This window comes from Sulfuritalea sp. (genome assembly GCF_031426875.1).
Lineage (GTDB): Bacteria > Pseudomonadota > Gammaproteobacteria > Burkholderiales > Rhodocyclaceae > Sulfuritalea.
This window is the reverse complement of the sequence record NZ_JASJPC010000006.1, coordinates 22,537-46,898: the sequence shown is the minus strand read 5'-3', so window position 1 is coordinate 46,898 and position 24,362 is coordinate 22,537. Positions and strand designations below refer to the sequence as shown.

20 protein-coding genes are annotated in these 24,362 nt (G+C 63.8%); 5 read left to right on the top strand and 15 right to left on the bottom strand.

What is annotated here, in order from left to right; all coding sequences use genetic code 11:
• Positions 1-15: 15 nt before the first annotated feature.
• From RMO95_RS02840 to RMO95_RS02780, 13 genes are all read right to left on the bottom strand, one after another.
• On the bottom strand, positions 16-1,167 hold the full coding sequence (locus RMO95_RS02840) for an ABC transporter substrate-binding protein (protein WP_310449079.1): 1,152 nt from the start codon (positions 1,165-1,167) through the stop codon (positions 16-18).
• 57 nt (positions 1,168-1,224) lie between these two features.
• On the bottom strand, positions 1,225-2,418 hold the full coding sequence (locus tag RMO95_RS02835; RefSeq protein WP_310449078.1) for a CoA transferase: 1,194 nt from the start codon (positions 2,416-2,418) through the stop codon (positions 1,225-1,227).
• A 100-nt stretch (positions 2,419-2,518) separates the two neighbouring features.
• A complete protein-coding gene (locus RMO95_RS02830) occupies positions 2,519-4,933 on the bottom strand; it encodes a xanthine dehydrogenase family protein molybdopterin-binding subunit (RefSeq protein ID WP_310449077.1) in 2,415 nt (804 codons plus the stop codon).
• An 85-nt stretch (positions 4,934-5,018) separates the two neighbouring features.
• Positions 5,019-5,495: a (2Fe-2S)-binding protein gene (locus tag RMO95_RS02825; RefSeq protein ID WP_310449076.1), complete on the bottom strand. Its 477-nt coding sequence runs from the start codon at positions 5,493-5,495 to the stop codon at positions 5,019-5,021.
• On the bottom strand, positions 5,479-6,345 hold the full coding sequence (locus tag RMO95_RS02820) for a xanthine dehydrogenase family protein subunit M (RefSeq protein WP_310449075.1): 867 nt from the start codon (positions 6,343-6,345) through the stop codon (positions 5,479-5,481). Before RMO95_RS02820 ends, RMO95_RS02825 begins: the two co-directional genes overlap by 17 nt.
• Before the next feature lie 100 nt (positions 6,346-6,445).
• Positions 6,446-8,035 carry an acyl-CoA mutase large subunit family protein gene (locus RMO95_RS02815; protein ID WP_310449074.1) on the bottom strand — a complete coding sequence of 530 codons (1,590 nt, stop codon included), beginning with the start codon at positions 8,033-8,035 and terminating at the stop codon, positions 6,446-6,448.
• Between the two features lie 115 nt (positions 8,036-8,150).
• Complete coding sequence (locus tag RMO95_RS02810; RefSeq protein ID WP_310449073.1) at positions 8,151-8,546, bottom strand: cobalamin B12-binding domain-containing protein; 396 nt, start codon at positions 8,544-8,546, stop codon at positions 8,151-8,153.
• Complete coding sequence (locus RMO95_RS02805) at positions 8,543-9,676, bottom strand: acyl-CoA dehydrogenase family protein (RefSeq protein WP_310449072.1); 1,134 nt, start codon at positions 9,674-9,676, stop codon at positions 8,543-8,545. The genes RMO95_RS02810 and RMO95_RS02805 overlap by 4 nt, the downstream gene beginning before the upstream one ends.
• Positions 9,677-9,995: 319 nt before the next feature.
• Positions 9,996-11,678, bottom strand: a complete 1,683-nt coding sequence (locus tag RMO95_RS02800) for a hydantoinase B/oxoprolinase family protein (RefSeq protein WP_310449071.1) — start codon at positions 11,676-11,678, stop codon at positions 9,996-9,998.
• Positions 11,675-13,801, bottom strand: a complete 2,127-nt coding sequence (locus RMO95_RS02795) for a hydantoinase/oxoprolinase family protein (protein WP_310449070.1) — start codon at positions 13,799-13,801, stop codon at positions 11,675-11,677. The genes RMO95_RS02800 and RMO95_RS02795 overlap by 4 nt, the downstream gene beginning before the upstream one ends.
• Before the next feature lie 24 nt (positions 13,802-13,825).
• The gene (locus RMO95_RS02790; protein ID WP_310449069.1) at positions 13,826-15,439 is read right to left on the bottom strand and encodes a long-chain fatty acid--CoA ligase; all 1,614 of its coding nucleotides are present in this window, start codon (positions 15,437-15,439) and stop codon (positions 13,826-13,828) included.
• 82 nt (positions 15,440-15,521) lie between these two features.
• Positions 15,522-16,727: a thiolase family protein gene (locus RMO95_RS02785; protein WP_310449068.1), complete on the bottom strand. Its 1,206-nt coding sequence runs from the start codon at positions 16,725-16,727 to the stop codon at positions 15,522-15,524.
• A 79-nt stretch (positions 16,728-16,806) separates the two neighbouring features.
• A complete protein-coding gene (locus RMO95_RS02780; protein ID WP_310449067.1) occupies positions 16,807-17,514 on the bottom strand; it encodes a GntR family transcriptional regulator in 708 nt (235 codons plus the stop codon).
• 94 nt (positions 17,515-17,608) lie between these two features.
• Between RMO95_RS02780 and meaB the strand changes: the two genes are divergently transcribed.
• Both meaB and RMO95_RS02770 read left to right on the top strand, forming a co-directional pair.
• On the top strand, positions 17,609-18,682 hold the full coding sequence (meaB, locus tag RMO95_RS02775) for a methylmalonyl Co-A mutase-associated GTPase MeaB (RefSeq protein ID WP_310449066.1): 1,074 nt from the start codon (positions 17,609-17,611) through the stop codon (positions 18,680-18,682).
• A 38-nt stretch (positions 18,683-18,720) separates the two neighbouring features.
• Complete coding sequence (locus RMO95_RS02770) at positions 18,721-19,518, top strand: GNAT family N-acetyltransferase (RefSeq protein ID WP_310449065.1); 798 nt, start codon at positions 18,721-18,723, stop codon at positions 19,516-19,518.
• A gap of 74 nt (positions 19,519-19,592) precedes the next feature.
• Here RMO95_RS02770 and RMO95_RS02765 read toward each other — a convergent pair whose 3' ends face one another.
• Entirely contained in the window at positions 19,593-19,820 is a 228-nt protein-coding gene (locus RMO95_RS02765) for a dodecin family protein (RefSeq protein WP_310449064.1), read from the bottom strand.
• Positions 19,821-20,256: 436 nt separating this feature from the next.
• On the opposite strand from RMO95_RS02765, the gene RMO95_RS02760 reads away from it, so the two are divergent.
• The 3 genes from RMO95_RS02760 (at position 20,257) to RMO95_RS02750 (ending at position 21,853) form a co-directional block, all read left to right on the top strand.
• Positions 20,257-21,039 carry a hypothetical protein gene (locus RMO95_RS02760; RefSeq protein WP_310449063.1) on the top strand — a complete coding sequence of 261 codons (783 nt, stop codon included), beginning with the start codon at positions 20,257-20,259 and terminating at the stop codon, positions 21,037-21,039.
• Between the two features lie 74 nt (positions 21,040-21,113).
• On the top strand, positions 21,114-21,278 hold the full coding sequence (locus RMO95_RS02755; RefSeq protein ID WP_310449062.1) for a hypothetical protein: 165 nt from the start codon (positions 21,114-21,116) through the stop codon (positions 21,276-21,278).
• Between the two features lie 116 nt (positions 21,279-21,394).
• On the top strand, positions 21,395-21,853 hold the full coding sequence (locus RMO95_RS02750; protein WP_310449061.1) for a UPF0158 family protein: 459 nt from the start codon (positions 21,395-21,397) through the stop codon (positions 21,851-21,853).
• Positions 21,854-21,941: 88 nt separating this feature from the next.
• Here the strand turns inward: RMO95_RS02750 and RMO95_RS02745 are convergent, their stop codons facing one another.
• Positions 21,942-24,266: an aldehyde ferredoxin oxidoreductase C-terminal domain-containing protein gene (locus tag RMO95_RS02745; RefSeq protein ID WP_310449060.1), complete on the bottom strand. Its 2,325-nt coding sequence runs from the start codon at positions 24,264-24,266 to the stop codon at positions 21,942-21,944.
• Positions 24,267-24,362 lie beyond the last annotated feature (96 nt).

The window sequence follows — 24,362 nt, the reverse complement described above, 5'->3', positions numbered from 1 at the left end:
GCGCGATCGATGCGATCAGTCCTTGAGCATCGAGAACTTGCCGTCCTTGACCGTCATCAGCACGCGGCCGCGGTGGTCGAAGCCGGAGTGGTCCTTGGCCGACATGTTGATGACGCCCTGCGAGGCCAGCATCTCCTTGGTGCCTTCGAGTGCGTCGCGCAGCGCGCTGCGGAACTCCTGGGTGCCCGGCTTGCCCTTCTTGGCGGCTTCCGGGATGGCCCGGATCAGCAGCAGGCCGGCGTCATAGGTACCGGCGGCGAAGATCGGCGGACGGGAACCGAACTGCTTCTCGTAGCCATTGACCATCTCCAGGGTGATCTTCTTGGTCGGGAAGCTGTCCGGGATTTCATCCGGCACGGCCAGCAGCGGGCCGACGATCAGCGCGCCCTCGACCTTCTTGCCGCCGATCTTGATGAAGGCGCTCGAAGCCGCGCCATGGGTCTGGAAGATGTGACCCTTGTAGCCGGAATCGGTCAGTTGCGAGTGCGGCATGGCGGCGTCGGCGGCAACGCCGGCGACCAGGATGGCATCGGGCTTGGCGGCGATCAGCTTCAGCGCCTGGGCCACGACGCTGGTGTCCTTCTGGCTGTAGCGCTCGTTGGCGACGATCTTGATGCCGGCCTTTTCCGCCATCGGGACGAAGGTCTTGTACCAGTTTTCGCCGTAGGGATCGGCGCGGCCGATGAAGCCGACGGTCTTGACGCCGCGCTTGGTCATGCCCGCGACGACGCCCTCGCTGATCACGTCGTCATTGGGGTGGGTCTTGAACACCCAGCGCTTCTTGTCGTCCATCGGCAGCACCACGGCCGAGGTGCCGACCGGCGCCAGCATCGGCGTCTGTCCCTCGGCCATGAAGGCCAGTACGCCCATGGCGTTGCCGGAACCGCTTGGTCCGATCAGCGCATCGATCTTCTCCTCGCCGAGCAGCTTCTTGGTCAGCTGCACGCTCTGGGTCGGGTCGCTGGCGTCGTCGAAGGTGATGTATTCGATGTTCAGATCGCCGATCTTCTTCGGCAGCAGGGCGACCGCGTTCTTCTGCGGAATACCGACGAAGGCGATGGGTCCGGTCGACGATGCCATCACGCCGATCTTCACCTGCGCCTGCACCGACATGGATGCGGCCAGCGCCAGGCCCGAAAGCGCCAGTACGATTTTTCTGATTTGCATGGTGTCTCCTCCTTGATTGATGTTGTATGTGCTGCGATTACATGAGAATTCTGCTGCTCATCCGGCGATGATGCCCTGTTCCTTGAGGCCTGTGCACTCGGCCGCCGTAAATCCCGCTTCCTGCAGCACTGCCAGGGTGTCTGCGCCGTATTTGGCGGGGAAGCTCAATTCGGTGGCGACGCCCGGCACATCGACGGCCATCGGCTGCATGCGCACGGTTTTGCCGGCGGGCGTCCGGGTGGTCGTCAGTCGGCTGCTGACGGCGGCCATTTCGCGTACGGCCGGGATGTCGTGGATCGGCGCATGGGGGATGGTCGCCTTGGCGAATTCCGTGGCGATCGCCGCGGTCGAGTGCTGCCGCGTCACCGCCGCCATGTCGCGGTGGATGGCCTCGCGCTCCTGGTGGCGGCCTTCGTTGGTGACGCGCACGGCGTTGGCCACTGGTGCGAACCAGGGAATTTCGGTCAGGCGGCGCCACTGCACGTCGCTGCCGATGGCCATGTAGATGAAGCCGTCGGCCGTCGGATAGACATTGGTCGGGATGAACTTGCGATGCTCGTTGCCGCAGCGCGTGATTTCGGACGGGTCGCAGTCGAAGTCGAGCAGGGGCAGGGTGGTGATCAGCCAGGAGGCCGCCGCCTGCAGCATCGAGACGTCGATGCGGCTGCCACGGCCGGACTCCGCGCGCTCCAGCAGCGCCATCATGACGCCGGCGTAGACCTCGTCGCCGGCCTTGAGGTCGATCAGCGGCACGCCGGCGAGCGTCGGCGGGCCATCGGCGGGCCCGGTCAGTTCCATGTAGCCGGCCATGGCCTGGATCACCGGGTCGTAGCCGGGCGCATCCGGGTATTCCGGGCCCATGGCCGAGATGCCGGCCCAGATCAGGTCCGGCTTCACGGCGGAGAGGCTTTCGTAATCGATGCCGAGCTGCCTGTAACGCTTGGGCACGGTGTTGCAGCAGAACACGTCGACATCGAGGTCCACGATCAGGCGCTTCAAGAGCGCCTGGCCCTGCGGGTCCTTGAGGTTGATCGCGATGGCTTCCTTGCCGACGTTGGGCGCGATGAAATAAGTGCGCCGGTCGTCATCGACCACCTTGCCGCCGATGTAGCGGTTCGGATCGCCGGGCAGGCCTTCGCCGCTCGGCGTCGACTCGATGCGAATGACGCGCCAGCCCAGCTGGGCGAAGCGCAGCGTCGCGTAAGGCAGCGACAGGGCCTGTTCCATCGCAAGGACGGTACGGCGCTTCATTCCGCGCTGTCCTGTAGGAGCGAACTTGCTCGCGAAGCGGCCGCCGGATTCGCGAGCAAGCTCGCTCCTACAAGAGATACAAGAGATGCGCTACCAGCCGTCATTCCGCTCTCCACGGCTTCCAATACAGCTTCGGCGTCTGGCCGTGGAGCGCGCGGTAGACCTTTTCCGGGGTGAAGGGCAGTTCGTACATGCGCACCCCGGTGGCGTTGGCGATGGCGTTGGCGGTGGCCGCGGCGATGCAGATCGAGGGCGCCTCGCCGACGCCCTTGGCGCCTTGCGGGCCTTCGCCGTCCATGGATTCGATGAAGGCGATGTCCATCTCGGGAATCTCGGGCGCGGTGACCAGCTTGTAGTCGCGGAAGTTCGGATTCTTCATGACGCCGTTCTGGATCAGCAGGTCTTCGGTCAGCGCATAGCCCTGGCCCATGACCACGCCGCCTTCGATCTGCCCCTCGATGCCGAGCCGGTTCAGCACGCGGCCGACGTCGTGGGCGCCGGTGACCTTGGTCATCTTCACCTGTCCGGTATCGGTGTCGACCTCGACTTCCACCACTTGCGTACCCCAGGCATAGGCGGCGGAGACGTCACCCTTGAAGCCCTTGTCCTGGTGCACGCTGGGCGGCTCGTAGTAGAAGGTGGTCATCACCAGTTCGGCCTTGTCCTGGAAGTGCAGGTTGCGCAGCAGCTTGGACAGTTCGACCACGACTTCGCCGCTGGCGGCCTGGATCACGAAGCCGCCGCGCAGGTCGAGGTCGTCTTCGGCAACTTCGTACTTCTTCGCCGCCACGGCGAGGATTTTTGCCTTGGCCTTTTTCGCCGCGCCGATCGCCGAGTTGCCGGCGATGAAGGTGGTGCGGCTGGCATGCACGCCGACGTCCCACGGGGTGATCGCGGTGTCGTTGTTGACCACCGTGATGGCCGAAATCGGCAAGCCGAGTTCCTCGCAGACCAGCTGCGAGAGCACAGTCTCCGAACCCTGGCCGATTTCCGAGGCGCCGGTAATCAGCGTGACGTTGGCGAAGTCGTCCATCTTGAGGATGGTGCCGCAGCCGTCCGACGGGTAGATCTTGGCGCCGCCGCCGACGTGCAGCATCGAAGCCATGCCGATGCCGCGCTTGATGTTGCCGGGCTTGTCGCGATTGGCGGCGTTCTCCCTGGCCTTGCGCGCGTAGTCGCTGCGCTTTGCCGCCGTGGTGATGCAGTCCTTGAAGCCGCAGCTCTTGAAGCTCATGCCCTGGCCGGTGGTCTCGCCCGCATCCTGGGCGTTCTTGAGGCGGAACTCCAGCGGGTCCATGCCGATCTTTTCGGCCAGCATGTCCATGTGCTGCTCGATGGCGAAGGTGGCCTGCAGATTGCCGTAGCCGCGAAACGACCCGGCATAGGGGTTGTTGGTGTAGACCGCCGCCGTGTGATAGTCGCAGTGCGGCACGCGGTAGAGCGAGGAGAAGGTCTGCATCATGACGAAGGGCGTGGTCGCGCCCCACGACGTGTAGGCGCCGTTGTCGTGCAGCGTATGCACCTGGCGGAAGGTCAGCGTGCCATCCTTCTTGCAGCCCGAACGCAGCGTCAGCAGTACCGGCTGGCGCGTCGGCGAGGCGAGGAATTCCTCTTCGCGGGTGAACACCATTTTCACCGGCCGCTTGGCGGCGCGGGCGAGGTAGAGGCAGATCACCTCGAAGGGGTAGATGTCGAGCTTGGAGCCAAAGCCGCCGCCGATCGGCGGCTGGATGATGCGGATGCGCGCCGGGTCCATGTTCAGGTAGTCGGCGAACTCGCGCTTGTGCAGGAAGGGCACCTGGGTGTTCGAGTACATCAGCAGGTTGCCCGAGGCATCGAACTCCGCGATCATGCCCGAGACGCCCATGCAGCAGTGCGTGACGTAATGCAGCTTGAAGGTGTCTTCGACCACCACGTCGGATTCGGTCTCGCCCTGCACCACGTCGCCGTGCACGTAGTCGAAGCGCATCGCGATGTTGTCCGGCTTGCCCTTGTGGGCGATCGACATGCCCTGCTTCAGATGCTCGTGGCTGCCGTCGGCGCCGTGCGGCTCGGGGTGGATCAGCGCCGCGCCAGGCTTGATGGCTTCTTCCGGATCGGAAATCACCGGCAGGTCTTCGTATTCGATCTTGATCAGCTTCAGCGCGGCCTCGGCAATTTCTTCCGATTCGGCCGCCACGGCGGCGATCTCGTCGCGCTGGCTCCTGACACGGCCGACCTTGAGCGGAAAGTGGTCGCGGGCGACGCCGATCGGACGCTGGTCGGGCACGTCGGCGGCGGTAATCACCACATGCACGCCGGGCAGGGCCCGCGCGGCGGAGACGTCGATCGACTTGATCAGGGCATGGATCCGGGCCGAGCGCAAAATCTTGCCGTAGAGCTGGCCCGACAGGTTGATGTCGTGGATGTAGCGCGTCTTGCCGCTGGCCTTCTCGGGGGCATCCATTTTCGGGATGCGCTTGCCGATCAGCGAGTCGGCCTCGATGACTCTGGGTTTCTTTTCTGCAACGTTCATGTGCGTACTCCCAATTCTTCGTAGGAGCGAGCTTGCTCGCGATACAAGCTGATCGCGAGCAAGCTCGCTCCTACATCTGTTGCGTTCACGATGAAGACTCCTGGCTCACCGACGCAATCGCGTCGACGATCTTCTTGTAGCCGGTGCAGCGGCACAGGTTGCCCTCGATGCCGCGCTTGACGCAGGCTTCGTCAGGATGCTCGTGCTTGTGCAGCAGATGGTCGGCCTGCATGATCATGCCGGGCGTGCAGAAACCGCATTGCACCGCGCCGTGTTCGACGAAGGATTCGCGCAGGGCGTCGGCCTGGCTGTCGTTGGCCAGGCCCTCGATGGTGGTGACATTGCGGCCATCGCAATCGACGGCGAACATCAGGCAGGAATTCAGCGAGACGCCGTCGACCTGGATGGTGCAGGCGCCGCACTCGCCTTCGCCGCAGCCGTACTTGGTGCCGGTGAGGCCGATGACGTCGCGCAGCATGGCGAGGGCATTCATGGTGACGTCTACGCTGACGCGCCGCTTGACGCCGTTCAGGGTGAATTCGATGTCATGCTTGAGCGACATGGCTGAGTATCCTCTTGGTGATGTTGTGGATCATTTCCTTGCGGTACCAGGCCGTGGCGCGCACGTCGTCGATCGGCTTGACTTCGTCGCGGGCGACCGCAGCGACTTTTTCGATGGTGGCTGCGTCCAGCCGCTGTCCTTCCAGCGCCTGTTCTGTCTGCGCTGCGCGCACCGGTGTCGGCGCCACGGCGCCGAAGGCCACTCTCGCATTGGACAGCACGCCGTCCTTGAGCGTTCCGGCGACGCCGATCGAAATCGTCGAGATGTCGAGCGCCGGCCGCGTCCCGAGCTTGAAGAAACGCGCGACGTGGCCCGGCGCCGGCAGGGGGATGCGCACGCCGGTCACCAGTTCGCACAGCGACTTGCGGGTCTTGCCGGGGCCGACGAAGAAGGTCGACAGCGGCATGCTGTGGCGGTAGAGCTTGGCTTCCGGCATCGAGGCCAGCTCGACCGAAGCGTCGAGCACCAGCAGCGGAATCAGCGTATCGCCGGCCGGCGAGGCATTGCAGATGTTGCCGCCGATAGTGCCGGCGTTGCGGATCTGGTCGCTGGCGAAATGGTCGCAGGCCTCGACCAGCACCGGCAGGTGTTCCTTCACCAGCGGGTGCTCCATGATCTCGGTGATCGTGGCCAGGGCGCCGATGCGGATTTCCCTCCCTTCCAGCGTGATGCCGGAGAGCTGGGGAATGTGGCGGATGTTCATCAGCGTGTGCTTGATCTTGACCCGGCCGGCCTGGCTTTGCGGCGTCAGGTCGGTGCCGCCGGCGAGTATGGTCACGTCGCCGTCCTTGAGGCACTCGACCGCCTGGTCCAGGCTGGTGGGTGCGAAGTAGTGTTTCAGTTCGGTCATTAGTGTTGTCCTCGATGTAGGAGCGAGCTTGCTCGCGATTGTGTCGCCATCGCGAGCAAGCTCGTTCCTGCGTGGTTCTCAATGGTTTTTGGTATCACGCTCAAAAGCGGATCGGTTCCTGGTAGCGCCCGAATACATTGACAAGTTCCTTGGTCATCTCGCCGACGCTGGCGTAGGCCTTGACTGCCTCGACCAGGGCCGGCATCACGTTGCGGCCGGCGGCGGCGTCAGTGCGCAGGCGCGTCAGCGCGGCATCGACTGCCTGGTTGTCGCGTTCGGCGCGGATGCGCTTGAGGCTGTCGATCTGCACCCGCGCGTCATCCTCGTTGTAGGGGTGGAATTCGACCGGATGGTCTTCCTCCTGCTCGTTCTTGTAGCAGTTGACGCCGACCTTGGGGAATTCTCCCGACTCGATCTTGCGCTGCATGCCATAGGCCTGGGATGAAACCTTGGCCTGGATCGTGCCCTCGGCGACCATCTTGACGATGCCGCCCTGGGCATCGACCTCGTCCATGATCTCCTCCATCTTCTTGCGCATCTCGTTGGTCATGGTCTCGACGTAGAAGGAGCCCGCCAGCGGATCGACGGTTTCGGTCAGGCCCATTTCCTCGATCAGCAACTGCATGGTGCGCAAGGAGATGCGCGCCGAGTACTCGGTGGGTATCGTGTAGGCCTCGTCGTAGGAACACAGCGCCATGGTCTGCGTGCCCGACAGCGCCGAGATCAACGCGTAGTAGGCGCCGCGCACGATATTGACTTCGGGCTGCTCGAAGGTCAGGCCGCCGCCGCCCCCGGCGGCGATCATGCGCAGCCACATCGAGCCGGGCTTCTCGGCGCCGTACTGCTCCTTCATGATCTTGGCCCACAGCCCGCGGCCGGCGCGGAACTTGCAAACCTGCTCGAAGATGTTGCCGAAGATATTGAAGTTGTACGACAGCCGCCCGGCGAATTCGTCCACCGGCAGGCCGCGCCGGATCGCGTCGTCGGCGTAGGCCTTGGCAATGCAGAAGGCATAGGCGATTTCCTGCGCCGGCGTCGCCCCGGATTCGCGGATGTGATAGCCGCAGACCGACACCGGCGTGTATTTCGGCGCCTCCTTGGCGCAATACTCGATGGTGTCGCCGACCAGGCGGATCGAGGGCTCGACCGGGAAGATCCAGGTGCCGCGGCCGATGAATTCCTTGAGGATGTCGTTTTGCGCCGTGCCGCGCAATTCCTTGACGTCGTAGCCGCGTTTCTCGGTCATCGCCAGGTACATCGCGATCAGGATCGCCGCGGCGCCGTTGATGGTCAGCGAGACGGTGATCTTCTTCAGGTCGATGCCGTCGAAGGCGATTTCGAAATCGCGCAGGGTGTCGATCGACATGCCGACGCGGCCGATTTCGCCCTCGGCCATGGGATCGTCGGAATCGAGGCCGATCTGGGTCGGCAGGTCGAAGGCGACGTTGAGCCCGGTCTGGCCGTTGGCGATCAGATACTTGAAGCGCTGGTTGGTGTCGGCCGGATTGCCGAAACCGGCGTACTGGCGCATGGTCCAGGGCTGCTTGCGGTACATCTCGCGGTGGATGCCGCGGGTGAAGGGATACTGCCCGGGATCGCCGACCATCTCCATGCCGCCGCTGGCCTCGACGTCCGCCGCCGTGTACAGCGGCTTGACTTCGATGCCGGATTCGTTGATGACCTTCTTCATAGCGAAAACCTTTTTTTGCCACAGAGGACACAGAGGTCACAGAGGGAAACCCCCGTGACTTGATTTTTCTCTGTGTTCTCTGTGTCCTCTGTGGCTGGACTTTGGGTTTGGAAGTTCATTTCACTTCCTTGCGGATGAATTCGGTGATGGCATCGAGTTTCGAACCCGAAGGAAAAATACCCTTGAAGCCCAGTTCGCGCAGCGCGTCGTGGTCCTGCGCCGGCAGGTTGCCGCCGATCACCCAGAGCTTGTCGGTCAGGCCGTTGGATTCGAGCAGGGGCTTCAGCTTGCGGCAGAAGGGAATGTGCGAGCCGGCCATGGAGGACAGCGAAATCACGTCGACGTCTTCTTCGAGAGCGATGCGCGCGATCTGTTCCGGCGTCTGGCGCAATCCCGTGTAGATCACCTCGAAGCCGGCGTCCATCATGGCCCGCGCGACGACCTTGGCGCCCTGGTCGTGGCCGTCGAGGCCGGGTTTTCCGAGTAGAACCTTGATGCGACGCTGGTTCACGCCGATACCTCCTTGGCAATAATCAATTTCAAAATCTCGCTGGTGCCACCGCCTATCAGCGTAAAGCGCACGTCGCGCAGATAGCGTTGCACCGGGTATTCCATGGCATAGCCGTAGGAGGCGAAGACCCGCGCCGCCTTGTCGCAGACCGTGGCCGCGGTTTCGGTGGCGAACAGCTTGGCCATTGCCGCTTCCTTGTGATAGGGCTTGCCGGAGTCGCGGCGCCACGCGGCGTAATACACCAGGTGCTCGGCGGCTTCGAGTTCGGTGGCCATCTCGGCCAGCTTCATCTGGATCGCCTGGTAGCGGTTGATCGCCTTGCCGAACTGCTTGCGTTCGCCGGCGTAGCGCACGGCTTCGGCCAGCGCCGCGCGCGCCACGCCGAGGCCCATGGCGCCGGTGATGATGCGGATCTCGCCCAGCGTCTTGCGCAAATGGCCTTCGCCGTCGCCTTCCTCCTTCGACAGGCGATGGCTGTCGGGGACGAAGCATTCATCGAAAGCAACTTCGGAAGTCGGCAGCGCCCAGACGCCCATCTTGTGGATTTCGCGCCCCACCGTGATGCCCTTGAAATGTTTCTCGACGAGGAAGATGGTCAGCTTCTTCTCTTCGCCGGCCCTGGCAAACACGGTGAAGAAATCCGCCACCGGCGCCGAGGTGATCCAGGTCTTCTGGCCGTTGATGACGTAACCGCCGTCGACCTTCTTTGCCGTGGTGGCGATGGAATCCAGGTCGGAACCGGCATTCGGTTCGGTCATGCAGATAGCGCCGATCTTCTCGCCGCGCAGCGCCGGCTTGAACAGGCGCTCGATGATGTCTGCATTGCCCAGCAGATGCAGGAACTTGGTGCCCATCAGCGATTGCATGGCCACGGCGCCCGCCAGCGACATCGATCCGCGCGCGATCTCCTGCAGAGCGAGGGCAAATTCGGTCAGCGCCGTACCGCTACCGCCAACTTCTTCGGGATAACGCATGCCGAAGAAGCCGAGCGCGGCCAGTTCCTGGAACAGGGCGTGCGGATACTGCTTCGCTTCGTCCAACGCGGCCGCCTGCGGCGCGATGCGCTCGTCGCAGAAACGGGCGAAGGTATCGCGGATCTGCTGCTGGTCTTCGGTGAGGTCGAAATTCATGGTTGTTGTTTCATGTTCTGTGCGGCGCCCTGGGTGTCGGGTGTCCGATTTCCTCCATGTCCTCCGGGCCGAAAAAGCACCGGCCCTCCCCCTTTACTTGCGGGAATCGGACACCCGACACCCCGGGTGGGATACGCCGGTGCCTTGCAGCTGCAAAAAGGTGCGGCGCTTCCGGATCGTGACGGTAGGGTGCCCTGCGCAGTGAAGTAAAGGGGGAGGAGGGGGCCGCAGGCCGCCGACGGAGGACATGAGCGAAGCAGGGCACCCTGCCGGCACGATCGTGTGGCGGCCGTTGCACAAGAGAGTTTCATTTCAGCATTCACTCGCTGAACCCGTAATCACGCATTGCCGCTTCCTTCGTGATCACGCCGTTGCGGATTTCCTCGGCGAGCAGCTTGCGGTCGCGCTTCTTCGGATCGCCGTAGCCGCCGCCGCCGCTGGCGACCTGGTGGTAGGTGGTGCCCTTGGGCACGCCGGTGATCAGGTCCTTGTTCTTCGGCACCACGGTCTGGCCGTCGGGGTAGTGCAGGCGGATGAAATTGAGGCCGCCTTCACCGCCGCCGAAGAGGCCGAAGGCCGGTTCGAAGTCGCCGTCGCCGAAGGTCACCAGTTGCGTGTCGTCGGAACCGATTTTGAAAATGGTTTCGACCCCGAGGCCGCCGCGCCACTGGCCGGCGCCGGCTGAATCGGTCAGTAGTTCATGTTTGATCAGGGTGTGCGGCGTCTGCTGCTCGAACATTTCGTAGTCCTGGTCAAGCACGCCGCCTGAGGCGTCGATCATGCCGATGTGGTCGTAGCCGTCGGTGCCGAGCATGGCGCCGGAGCCGCCCTTGAGACCCATGAAGCCGATGTCGACGTACTTCTCGTTGTTTTTCGGGTCGATGCCGGTGGTCAGCGAGGCCAGCAGGTTGTTCCAGCCGGCAGTGACGCGGTCGGGCATCACCGGGGCCAGCGCACGCTGGATGGCGTCGGCATTAGGCGGGCAGAGGTGGTTGCCGAAGGTGGTGGCCTTCGGATAGGCGGCATTCAGTATGGTGCCGCTCGGGATCACGATCTCGATCGGCTGCACCATACCTTCGTTGTGCGGGATGTCGGGATTCACCATCTGCAGCAGGGTCAGGATGGTGGCCGAGGCGCTTGACGTGAAGGTGCCATTGACGAAGCCGTTGGTCTGCGGATCGGTCTTCGAGTAGTCGAACTTGATGTGCTTGTCCTTGACTTCGATGTCCACGCGGATGGTGTATTTCGAGCCGACGAAGCGACCGTCGTAATAGACATAGCCTTCGCCCGAGTAGTTGCCGTTGGGGATCTTGGCGATCTCGGCTTCCATCATCTTGCGCGTGGCCTCGAACAGCGCCTGCTTGTGCAACTCGTAGCTCTCGACGCCGTATTTCTTCAGCAGTTCCAGCAGGCGGCGTTCGCCGACGGTACAGGCGCCCATCTCGGCCTTCATGTCGTGCTGCACGATGTCGAGGCGCACGTTGGCGAAGATCAAATTCCAGACGTCCTTGCGCAGCTTGCCGCGCTCGACCACCTTGACCGGCGGGATGCGCAGGGCTTCCTGCCAGACCTCGACCGCATTCGGGTTGTAGCCGCCGGCGACGTTGCCGCCGATGTCGGCCTGGTGGCCCTTGACCGCCGTCCAGGCCACCAGCTCGTCGCCGAAGAACACCGGCTTGAAGGCGGCGACGTCGTTGTTCTGGTTGCCCAGGCTGAACACGTCGTTGTGGAAGATCACGTCGCCGGGATAAATCTCGTCGCCGAAATATTCCTTGATGTACTTGCACACCGGCGCCAGCGAGAAGGCCAGGATAGGCAGGTTCTCGGTCTGCTCCAGCATGTTGCCGTCGGCGTCGTAGAGGCCGGTGACGTAGTCCTTGGCCTCGCAAAGAATGGGCGAGCGCGTGGTCTGCTCCATCGAGATGCTCATCTCGTCGGTGATCGACTTGAAGGTCCGCGCATAGACGGAGAGCAGGATGGGATCGATTTTTGTGGCGCTCATGCCAGTGCCTCCTGTTGTTGCTTGAAGCAGGCCGCGGCGAGATCCTCGCGGCCCTTCTGCCAGATGACGAAGGAACCCAAGGCGTCGACAGCGCAGTCGTAGGAATCGCTGACGAAAATCGCCGTGGTCTCCTGCTCGATCATGGCCGGGCCGGTGATGCGGTTGCCGTAATGCATCCTGTGGCCGTCGTAGACCGGCGTTTCGCGGAAGCTCTTGGTCTCGGGGATGTACATGCTACGTTTGCCTTTCAGCGCACCTGATGCGTCCACTCCGGCCCAGGCTTCCTGGCGGTAGGTCGGCTTGTCGGTGATGCCGATGGCCTGGACGCGGACGTTGATGATTTCGATCGGCGTCTTCTCGGCCTCCAGTGAATAGCCGTAGAGCCGGTTGTGCTCGGCGTTGAAGGCGGCGGCGATGGCGACGGTGTCGCGGCTGTCGATCAGTTCGCGCGGCACCGTGAAGGACACCTCGTGGTACTGCTTGATGTAGCGGCAGTCGAACTTGACGTCGTAGCGGCGGCGTTCCTCGGCGATTCGTTCCTCGACCAGTTGCCGTGTGCCGTCCGCCGACATCTCGTCGATCATCGCCGTGAGCCGGGGCCAGTCGATGGCTTCGAGGCGGGAAACGAAGGTGCGCACGAAGTCGTGCTTGAGTTCGCTCATCAGCATGCCGAAGGCGCACAGCACCGAGGATTCGCGCGGCACGATCTGCAGCGGGATTTCGAGTTCGCTGCAGATCAGGCAGGAATGGATCGGGCCGGCGCCGCCGGCGGGAATGAAGGGAAATTCGCGCGGATCGAAGCCACGCTTGATGGTGACTTCGCGCACGCCCTGGGCCATGTTGTTGCAGGCGACGCGGTACATGCCGGCGGCGGCTTCCTCGACCGACAGCCCCATGGGTTTCGCGATGTGTTCCTCGATTGCGGCGCGCGCCGCGGCGGCGTCGAGCTTCATCTTGCCGCCGGCGAAGAAGCCGGGGTCGAGGTAGCCCAGCACCACGTTGGCATCGGTGGTGGCCGGCAGCCGGCCGCCCTTGCTGTAGCAGGCCGGGCCGGGATCGGCGCCAGCGCTTTGCGGACCCATGCGCAGCATGCCGCCTTCGTCGAGCCAGCCGATCGAGCCGCCGCCGGCGCCGATGGTGTGGATGTCGAGCATCGGCAGGGCGATCTTGTGGCGGGCGATCTCGCCGTCGTTCTTGATCATCGGCGCATCCACCGCGACTGATGCTTCAAAACTTGTTCCGCCCATGTCGGTGGTGATGCACTTGTTCTGGCCGTGCGGGCGCACATAGAACAGGCCGGCGCCGGGGCCGCCGGCGGGGCCGGAGAGCAGGGTCAGCGCGGCTTTCTCGCGCGCCAGCTGGGGCGTGATGACGCCGCCGTTGGACTGCATGATCAGCAGCAGGTTCTTGAAGCCGATGCCCTTGAGGCGGCCGACCAGCTGGTCGAGGTAGTGATTCAGCTTGGGGCCGACATAGGAATTCAGCGCCGTGGTGCTGACGCGCTCGTAGAAGCGGATCGAGGGCAGGAGGTCGGTGGACACCGAAAGGTAGGCGTCCGGCATCTCCTTTTTCACCAGCTCCGCAGCGGCCTGCTCGTGGGTCGGATTGGCGAAGGAGTTCATGAAGCAGATGGAAACTGCCTGCACGCCTTCCTGTTTGAACAGGGCGATAGCCTCGCGGATCTGATCCAGGTCCAGCGGCGCGGTCTCCTTGCCGACGCGGTCAAGGCGGCCACGGATCCCGGCGCGCAGGTAGCGCGGCACCAGCGGTTTGACGTTGGTGTAGCGGTTGTTGTATTGCTCTTCGCGGATGCCGCGGCGCATTTCCAGCGCATCCCTCACGCCTTCGGTGGTCAGCAGGCCGCACTTGGCGCCGGTGCCGGTCAGGGTGGCATTGGTGGTCACGGTCGTGCCGTGCACGATGGTGTCGATGGTCGGCGCGAAGGCTTCCAGCGACATGGGCGGGCTCATGCTGGCAGCGATGTCGGTGAGGCCGTTGACCACGGCGATCGAGGGATCGGACGGCGTCGACAGGGTCTTAAAGATTGCCGGTTCGGCGTCGTCGCGTGTGACCACGAAGTCGGTGAAAGTGCCGCCGACGTCGATTCCGATCTTTAGCGCCATAAAGTTTTCTCCGTCATTGCTGGACTATGTTGATTGGGAACAGCTTGCGCGGGCGACCATCTGCCGCACGTCTTCCTTGCGTATCTTGCCCAGCGCGGTTTTCGGCAAGGCCTCGACCACGATGACTTCCTTGGGATGCTTGTAGCGGGCGATGCGGCCGTCGAGCAGCTTCAGCACCTGCTCGGCGGTGAGCCGGCAATCGGCCCTGGGCACCACCACGGCGACCACGATTTCGCCCCAGCGTTCGTCGGGCCGGCCGATCACCGAGGCTTCGGCGATGTCGGGCGATTCGATCAGCAGGTTCTCGATCTCGGCCGGATAGATGTTCTCGCCGCCCGAGATGATCATGTCCTTGCTGCGGCCATCGACATAGAGATAGCCTTCCTCGTCCTGATGGCCCATGTCGCCGGTGTGGAACCAGCCATCGATCAGCACCGCGGCGGTGGTCTGCGGCGCCTTCCAGTAGCCGGACATGACGTTGTCGCCCTGCACCACGATCTCGCCGGTGGCGCCGGGCACCACGTCGGCGCCGAAGCGCTCGACGATGCGCAGCCGGCAGCGCGCCGCGACCTTGCCGGTCGAGCCGACCTTGCGCAGCGCATCCTCGGCCTTCAGATACACCGCGATCGGGCAGGTCTCGGTGGAGCCGTAGACCTGCACCAGCGGCACGCCCTTGGCATGCACGGCGTGGATCACATGCCGCGGCACGATGGTCGAGCCGGTAGTGACCATGCGCAGGCTGGAAAAGTTGGCGCTGGCCCACCGGCGATGCGCCATCATGATGTCGAGCTGCGCCGGCACCAGCACCGTCAGCGTGATGCCGTCCTGCTCGATGGCATCGAAGGTGGCGTCGGCATCGAACTTCGGATGCAGCACCACGCTGCAGCCGGCCTGCAGGGCGGGCGTGGTCTGGTTGTTGAGCCCGCCGACATGGAACAGCGGCAGGGTGGTGAGTATCACGTCGTCCGCCGTCAGCTCGTGCATGTCGGCGCTGTTGGCGGCGTTGCATGCGATCGCGCGCTGCGTCAGCAGCACGCCCTTGGGCTTGCCGGTGGAGCCCGAGGTGTAGCAGATCAGCAGTGTGTCGTCATCGCCGATCTCCGGGTCAAATGGAACGGCGGGAACGGCGGGCGCGGCGGGAACGGCGGGAACGGCGGGAACGGCGGGAACGGCGGGAACGGCGGGAACGGCGGGCGCGGGGCCGGCGGCGCGCCTACAGAAGTCCGTCCAGGAAATCCAGCCGGCGCCGGCCGCGCCGAAGCTGACCAGCGTCATGGCGCCCAAGGCGTCGCGGAAGGCCTCGGTCTGGGCGACGTACTGCGGCTCGACAAACAGCAGCGTGGGCGGGCAGTCTTCCAGCATCTGCCGGTGCTCGGGCGCGGCCAGGCGCCAGTTGAGCGGCATGAACATGGCGCCGAGGCGCGCGCAGGCAAACAGCAGCGCGAGCATTTCCGGGCTGTTGAAGCCCAGGTAGGCGACGCAGCCGCCGCGCCTGACGCCGGAGGCGGCCAGCGCCGAAGCCAGCCGGTCGATCAGCGCTGCGAAGTCGCGATAGGAGAGTTCGCGGCCGTGGAAGCGGATCGCTGCCTTGTCGGGCGTGCGCGCGGCGTTGTCCGAAATCCAGTTGGCCAGGCTCATGGGTAGGAGCGAGCTTGCTCGCGAACAGTGCGGATCGCGAGCAAGCTCGCTCCTACTGCGGATGGATTCACCATGGCTGGCGTTAGGCGTCGCAGACTTCGAGTACGACGGACATGGCCGTGTCGCCCGCGGCGCAGCCGGTGAACAGGCCGAAGCCGCCGCCCTTGAGGGCCAGTTCCTCGATCAGCTCGATGATGGCGCGGGTGCCCATCGGCGCCTGCGGATGGCCCCAGACCAGCGAGCAGCCATAGTTGTTCATGGTCTTCAGCTCGCAGCCGGTTTCCTTGGCGAAGAACAGGTCGTTCACCGCAAACGGGTTGTGGGTCTTGATCGCCTTCATGTCGGCGACCTTCTTGCCGGCCTGCGCCAGCGCGCGCTGCGCGGCCGGCAGCATGGCTTCCGGCATGTAGGCCAGCGGCACGCGGGCCAGGCCGAAGCCATGCAGGCGCACGGCGATCTTCGGATCGGCGGAGAGTTCGCGGGCCTTTTCGCGCGTGGTGACGACGATCGCCGCGTTGCCGTCGGCCGGATGCGTCTGGCCGCCGTAGGTCACGCTGCCGCCTTCCATCACCGGCTTCAGCTTGGCCAGGCCTTCGACCGTCGATTGCGACACGCCTTCGTCGCCGGCCATGGTGCTGGCGGTCTTCTTGAAGTTCGGCGCCGGCACCTCGAAGGGCAGGGTCATGTAGCGGCGCAAAAAGGCCGAATCGTTCTCCAGCGACTGGCGGTACTGCTCTTCGCGGCGCAGCACCAGCTCGTGCTGTTCGGCCGTGCCGATGCCATGTTTCTTGGCGACGTTCTCCGCGGTCTGCAGCATGGCGTGGCCGCCCAGCGGGTCGCAGCCGAAATTGTCCATCACCCAGTCTTCCGCCATGCCGGTGCCGCCGGGGCCGCGCGGATTCGGGTAGTAGAGGTGGGGTCCGTTCGAGGTGCGGTCGCAATTGATGGCGAGCGCAGTGGTCGCCATGCCGGTCTCGATTTCCTGCGTTGCGGCAAGCAGCGTGCGCACGCCGGTGGCGCAGGCCTGCATCAGCGTCGGGCCGCCGGCCTGGCCGGCGCCGATCATGCCGGTGAGCCAGGGCAGGCCGTAGAAGGAATACTTCTGCGGCACGGAGAAGCCAAGCGCGCCGTAGTCAAAAGTCTTCGGGTCGATCTTGCGCTTGGCCAGTTCCAGCTTTGCCACATGGGCGGCAAATTCGATGCTGTGCAGGTTGGCGAAGCTGCCCTGCCAGCGGGCGAAAGGCGTGCTCCAATAAGCGCCGTAGGGAATTTCTGCTTTGTAGGTCATGTCGCTAGTCCATTCATGCGTGATATCGGGGCGGGCGGGGCCTTGCCGCCGCGCCGGTGATCGGTGGGGAAGGGCGGTCTTAGCGCACCGAGGCGGTTTGTTCCGCCTCCTTCTCCTGATCGATCTCTTCAATGGCCGTGATGAGAAAGTGCTTGGCCGCTTCGAGGTGCTTGTGCATCGCCGCGGCAGCGGCATCCGGATCCCGTTTCTTGAATGCGGCATGGATGTTCTTCATGCCGGTCAGCGCAGTCTTGCGGGCGCTCGCGTCGCCCAGGGTCAGTACCCGCAGGAAGCGCACATGGCCCACATACTGGTCGAGCAGCTTGGACATGCGCCGATTCGGAATCAGCGCGCGCCAGGCGTTGTGGAAGCGGCTGTTGGCTTCGAGGAAGGCGCGGAAGTCGCCGTTCTTGTCGGCGGCCGTAGCTTCGTCGATCGCCGCGGCCATGCTGGCCAGATCGGTAGGGCTGCTGATTTCGGCGACCGCGGTGCGTGCCGCGGCGGGTTCCAGCAGGAAACGCAGCTGGTAGATTTCCTCGATGTCGGCGTCGGTCAGTTCCGGCACCACGAAGCCGCGTCCCTCGACCGCGATCATGCCTTCGCTTTCGAGTCGCGCCAGGGCTTCGCGCACGGGGGTGCGCGAGACGCCGAGTTGTGCGGCGAGGCTGACTTCCTGCAGGCGTTCGCCGGGGCGAATCTGGTGGCTGCCGATGTTGTCGCGCAACTGGTGATACACGCGATCGGCCAGGCCGGCGGGTCTTTCTAGGGGTTTGATCGACGTGTTCATGGCAGAATCATTTGCGCTATTGCGCTCGCGTCATGGAATACTGGATACTGTATACGCAGTACATCGGGAGTGTCAATAGGACGGGTGGCAAAAGATGGGTGTTTCGCTTGATGAATTGGCGCGCGGCATCGCGGCGGCAGAACGGCAGGCCCTGGCGCGGGCGCTGTCGCTGGCCGAGCGCGATCCCACCGCCGCCGCCGCGCTGCTGGCGCGGCTGGCGCAGAGGCTGGGCCGGGCTCATGTAATCGGCATCACCGGGCCGCCGGGCGCCGGCAAGTCCACGCTGGTCGGCGTCATGGTGCGGCATTTCCTGCAACTGGGCCAGCGCGTGGCCGTGCTGGCGGTCGATCCGTCGAGCCCGGTCAGCGGCGGGGCCTTGCTCGGCGACCGCTTTCGCATCGGCGAAGCCGACGACGACAATCGCTCCTTCATCCGCTCGACCGCCACGCGCGGCAGCCTCGGCGGCCTGACCGGCGCCGCGCGCCAGATGGTGCAATTGATGGATGCCGCCGGCTACGACCTGGTGCTGGTGGAAACCGTCGGCACCGGCCAGTCCGAGATCGACGTCGCGCGGCTGGCCGATTCGCTGCTGGTGGTGTTCCCGCCCGGACTCGGCGACGAGATGCAGGCGATCAAGGCCGGCATCCTCGAACTGGCGGATCTGCTGGTGGTGACCAAGTGCGACACCGACGGCGCCAGGCGCGCCTGCCAGGCCCTGCGGACCGTCGCGCCGCTGTGGCGTAACGCACCGCCGATCCATCCGGTCAGCGCGCTCTCCGGCGAGGGCATCGCCGCGCTGGCCGAGGCCGTGCTGAGCCGCGCCCGCAGCGTGCCGCCCTTGGCGCGGCAAACCGCAGCCGGCCCGACCGCACCCGCACGAACTGCGCTGGCCGCCTGTTTCGACCAACTGCGCGCCGAACTCGAACGCCGCCTGCCTTTCGATTGGGCCGGCAGCCTGTCGCTGCAGTTGCAGCACGGGGCTTCAGGCGGGGAGGACGGCAGGCTCGGCGTGATTTGTACGCTGCGCTCGGGCGGCGAGGCATTTCAACTCGGGGCTGCCGCTGCCGGACTGATACTGCTGGCCGCGGAAATGCATCTGGATTGCGTCGTCGAAGAAATGGATGCTGCCGGTGGCAAAATGCACCTGGTGTTCAGGCACGCCGCCTGAATCGGGCAAGCCCTGCCCAAACGCAAAGGACTGCAGGCATGGACGAGCGGCAAATCAGGCAGGCTGTGCTGGAAACCCTGAAGTCGATCGCGCCGGAACTGGATGCCGGCCAACTCAAACCCGATCAGCCGCTGCGGCGCCAGGTGGATCTCGATTCGATGGACTGGCAGAACGTGATTGCCGGCCTGCACGAAAAACTCGACGTCGATATCGCGGCCAGCGATTACGCCAGCATCGCCACGCTGGACGCCCTGGTCGGCTGCGTCGGCGAACATCTGGCGGCGCCCACTGCCGCGCCAGCCACAGACAGCGCAGGCTATCCCTGCGGCCTCGACCACCCCTGCACGCTGTTCGACGGCCGGCAAGTACGCATCCGCCCGATCCACCCCGAAGACGCCAGGATCGAGGCCGACTTCGTGCGCCACTTGTCGACCGAATCGCGCTACGAGCGCTTCATGGTCAGCATGAGCGAACTGTCGCCGGACAAGCTCAAGTACCTGACCAATGTCGATTACGAACACCACATGGCGCTGGTGGCGACGGAAGCCCACACCGGCAGCGAAATTGAGGTCGGCGTGGCGCGTTACGTCGTGGTGCCCGGCACCACCCGCTGCGAATTTGCGATCGCGGTGGACGACGCCTGGCAGGGCTCGGGCCTGGCCGGCAGCCTGATGGCCGCGCTGATCGACATCGCGCAGAAAAAGGGCCTGACCGAAATGGAAGGCTTCGTGCTGTCCGCCAACCACAAGATGCTGAAGTTCGCGCGCCAGCTCGGTTTCAAAACGGAGCACGACCCCGATGACTGGCAGACGGTGCACGTCCTGCGCAAGCTCTGAGTCGCGCCGCGCGTGTGCGCAGAAAACAAGAACGGGGACCGCAGTCCCCGTTTTCACAAGACGGATGACTCCGCTTAGTCTTCGTACTTGAAGGACATCGAGACGCGCGCGCGATAAGCCACCACCTTGCCGCCGTCGATCTTCATGTCGAGCTTGGTGATCTCCGCCACGCGCAAATCGCGCAAGGTCTTGGCCGCCGATTCCACCGCCGCGCGCGCTGCATCTTCCCAGGATGTCGGGCTGGAACCAACAACTTCCACGATCTTGTAGACGGGATTCTCGTTCTTCGATTTCTTTGCCATGGTCGCCTCCGATGAAAATAGGTTTGGCTGAGTTGTGTATCAGCAAATCCATGATAGTCCAATCGCTTGAACCATGCAGGCGCACAGGCAAGAGTTGGCGCTGGCGGTGCGGCGAAGGGGTGTTTTGCCATCTCAGCCAGTGGTCTGCGTCGCCAGCGATGTGACCCTGTAGGGCCGGCTTCAGCCGGCCGGTATGGTCGGCGTTGTAGGGCCGGCTTCAGCCGGCCGAGAGGGATGGCGGACTGAAGTCCGCCCTACAGTCCGCCCAGTCTGCCCCACAATGGACCGGCTATTTCGCATGCGCTGCACAAGGCCGTTGAACTTGCCATGACCAGCGATAAGGCGTTAAATCCAGAACGCATTTATCTGGCCGTGGCTTATTTGGCATGCATGTCATCTCGTCGGCGGCATCGCATTTGGGGAAGGGAGAGCGTTCGTGAAGGGGGATACCGAAGTGGTGCTGATGATCGCTTTCTTTTTTGTCGGCTTTGCTGTCGCTTCGTTTCTCGCTGGATCGCACATGCCAACCACAGTTGGTGACATCGTTAATCCGCTAGCGACTTTAGTAGCTGCCTTCATGGGGGCATGGGCCGCCTTTCGACTACAGACAATTCAGAAGCGAGACGAGGAAAAGAGAACCCATATAGCTGCAGGTAATCGCGCGCTATCGACATTGATGCAGCAGGCTAACACGCTGAAGTTGTTCCAAAACGATTTCATTACCCCATTCAGAAATGATCCGGGTAGACAATTCGCAATCCAGCCCACGTTACCTTACCAAGAGGATGCGCTGCCATTTGATTTTCGATCACTTGATTTTCTTAGTCACCCGGAACAGCAACAGACACTGTTTGAACTTTCGATTGAAGAGAATCGATTTCGTGAGGCACTCAAAGCGATTAACACACGGTCACGTCATCACTTTGAAATCGTGCAACCTATGCTCATGGCAGCAGGGATTCAGGAAGGACGCGAGTACACCGTAGACCAGTTTCGTGCTGCGATTGGTGACCTTCATTACATACATCTTAAGCGCCTAACAGAAGCCGTCATAATCCATGTTGATCGAACTGTCGAGTCACTTTGCGCAATGAAAGATCGACTCAGGAAAGCTCTTCGTGAGGAGTGTCCCGAAGGGCGATTCTTAAATTTCGAGTTGTTGAATGAGCCACCACCATCAATCTTTTCCTCTCAAAGAGGCGGTCCTGCTCCGAATTAGTTCGCTATCTGGCGCCGATCCTGTTTGCCGAACTCCTGGTCGATGGGGCGCTCTCGGCCAGCCTGTACCGGCGCATGCGCGGCTTGCAGACGCGGCACTGGCTGGAAAGCGCGGTGCGGCGCACGCTGGTGCCGTTTGCCGTGACCGCGATTTCGCTTGGCGCGATCGGTTACGCTTTCGAGTGGTATGCGCCGCAGGCGCACACGCTGGGCGAAGTGGTCCAGCAATCGCGTACCTGATTACCATGAAGTCCAGCCGACCTCACTTCAATGGTCCCCTCCCCAGCCTCTTGAGGGCGAGGGAGATCGCGTCCGGCTGAACTTTGTGACCAATCGATCACCTGGAGTGCCTGTCGATGAGTTCATCTTCTTCCGTCACCAAGCTTCGATACGCCGATCTGCTCGCCGCATGCGAGTTTGTCAGCGCCGGCGGGGTTATCGACAGCGATGCCTATATCGATCGCGATACGGGAGCAATCCATTACGTGTCGTCCGAGTTCGATTTCGACGACGAGCTTCCGCCGGATCTCGAATCTTCCGATCGATACATCGCTGTTCCAAACAAGCACGACCTGGACCTCGGCCGCCACTTGGTGTTGTCTTTCATCGACCGGGAACTTCCGAACGACTATGGCACCGTGGCCGCCTTCTTCCGCAAGAAGGGCGCCTATGCTCGTTTCACGAATTTTCTGGAAACCCGCAGGCTGCTGCAGCGCTGGTACGACTTCCGGGCGCTCCGGACCGAGGAGGCCTTGCGCGAATGGTGCCGTGACAACGGGATCGCGATCGTCGATGAGGCATCGACCCGCGAGTGAGGTCTAAGGTCGTTGCACGTTTCCGGTTCGCTTGTCTGCTTCGCCGTATCGCCAGCACCAACTCTCGCCGTCCGCGGCCCCGTGAAGCCTAGCCGCCGGCGATGATCGGCACCAGTTGCACGCGGTCGCCGCTGTGCAGGGCCTTGGCGGATTCGCCGAAGAGCAGCATTTCGCCGTTGACCGTGACGTTCCAGGTGGGGTCGTCGAGTTGCTTGCGGGCTTCGGGCAGGTGGCGGCGCAGGGCGTCGCGCAGTTCGGCGACGTTGGCGACGGGCCGGTCGATGACGATGGACTTCTCGGGCGCGCCGGGCAGCGGCCGCGGCAGTTCGACGCGCAGGGCGAAGCCGGTGGCGGCCAGCGCCAGTTGCTGGTGCCAGTCGGCGCGCGGCACGCCTTCGGCATTGAGGCCGGTCAGTTCATAAAAGCGCGCCTTCATGGCGTCGAATTCCTTGCGCTCGATCTTCTCGCCCTTGAACGGTCCCGTGTCTATGCTTTCCTCGAACCAGCGTTTGGGCAGGGTGTCGTCCTTCGCGCGCAGGCCGAGGCGGAAATTCAGCAGGTGCTCGAGGCCGGTGATGTTGCGGCCGACCTCGTCGAGTTCTTCGGCCGTCACCGGCTGGCCGGTCATGGTGCTGAGCTGGGCGGCGAAGTCGCCGCAGTCGGGCAGGGTGGGCGAGTTGAACAGCTTGGTGTTGAAGCGGCACATGCCGACCGAGTCGCCGACGGCGAAGGTGTTCTCGCAGCGGCGCACGGCGATTTCCTTGCCTTCGTAGCTGGTCGGCTGCGGCGCCACGGTGCCGCCGTAGAGCTGGGTCTTGAACGCGGCGTCGTCATTGACGCGGGCATTGATTTCCAGCGTGACGCGGTTCCTCAGGTGATCCATGCCGCGCGTCGCGACCGAAAGGCCGAGGGCGAAGGCCTTGAGGATGCGTGCGTCATGCGGGTCGGACTGGAACAGGCCCTTGACCGCCATGCGGTATTCGAGCGCTGCCGGCGGGTACTTGCCGCGTTCGACGGCGCGCGCCGAATCGGCGATGGTGTCGCCGAAGCCTTCGCGCTTCGCGGTCATGAACAGCAGCTTTTCAATGGTTTCGTAATTGCCCCAGGACAGATCGAGGCCACCGGTGTGGCTGGCGTCGATGATGCCGCGCTGCCACAGCTCCATGGCCCAGGAGATCGCGCTGCCCGTCGAGGCGGAATCGAGGCCGAGGTCGTTGAGGATGTTGTTGAGGCGCAGGACGTGTTCGGGTTCGGAGAGGCCGATCATCGGGCCGAACTTGCCGACCGTGACGTACTCGGGGCCGTCGCCCTTGTCGTATTTGTCGAACTTTCCGTCGCCCTTGATGCCGTTGTAAGTGCGCAGCTTGTGATGATCGACGTCGGCCTGTGCCTTGTCGTAGCTGGCATTGCCCTTGAGCCCCATCAGCGCGGCGGAGCCCCAGCCGCCCTTGCCCTCGGGCGTCATGTCGTTCTGGTTGCGGCAATGCACGGGGCATTTGAAGCAGCCGTCCATGCCGGGCCGGTAGGGATCGAAATTGTCGGCGTCGAGCGATGCATGCCAGGCCGTGGTCTGGTTGTTCAGCGTGCCCAGCGCGCCGAGCACGCGCGAAGGCTTGTAGAGGAAGGGGGTGCCGACCTGCTTCAGCGCGTTCTTGATTACCGAGGTCGAGGTGATCTTCTTGCCGATCACCTTGTTGTGTTCCTTGAGCTGCTTCTGCAGCGGCGGGTCGCCGGGCTTGCCGGCGATCATGATGGCCTTGAGCTTGAGCGCACCCATCTTGGCGCCGCCGCCGCCGCGCGCCCAGATCGACTTGATGCCGCCCATGATGCCGCTGCACAGCGCCAGGTTCTCGCCGGCCGTGGTGATGCGTGCCAGCGCCATGTCCTTGCGCTCGGTGCAGTGGAAATCGCGCTCGATGGCGGCGGCGGTGTCGAGGTTGTCGAGGCCGACATAGGGCGCCGCGTCGAGGAATTCGACGCCCTCGCGCGAAATCTTCAGCAGCGTCCATTGCGGCGCCAGGCCGTGCAACACGATGTGGTCGTAGCCGAGGCGTTTGGTGAAGGCCGGAAAGTAGTCGCCGGCGCTGGAATCGAGGAAGGCGTCGCTGTCGGGCGAGCGGCTGGTGAAATTGCCGCGCGTCGCGGAAGGCATGTCGCCGGTCAGCGTGCCGGCGCCGAAGATCAGGGGAACGTCGGGATCGAGTGCGTTCTTTTCTTCATCGAGCAGGTTGTAGAGCAGCACCATGTTGGCGCCGCGGCCGCCGAGGAAGCTGCGCATGATTTCGGCGGGAAGGTACTTGCTGCGGGTTGCGCGGCGCTCCAGATCGACGAACAGCACGGCGCCCTGGGTCGGGTACTGCGGCGCGTCGTGCATGCGTGCGCACAACCGATCGATTTTGCTTCTGACGCTCATCGTCAACGCTCCATGGCCGTGGTCCGGCGATGGCGATTAGTATACGACGTCAATGATTGGAAGTCCATCATTATCGGCCGCGGCGGGGCCGGCCGG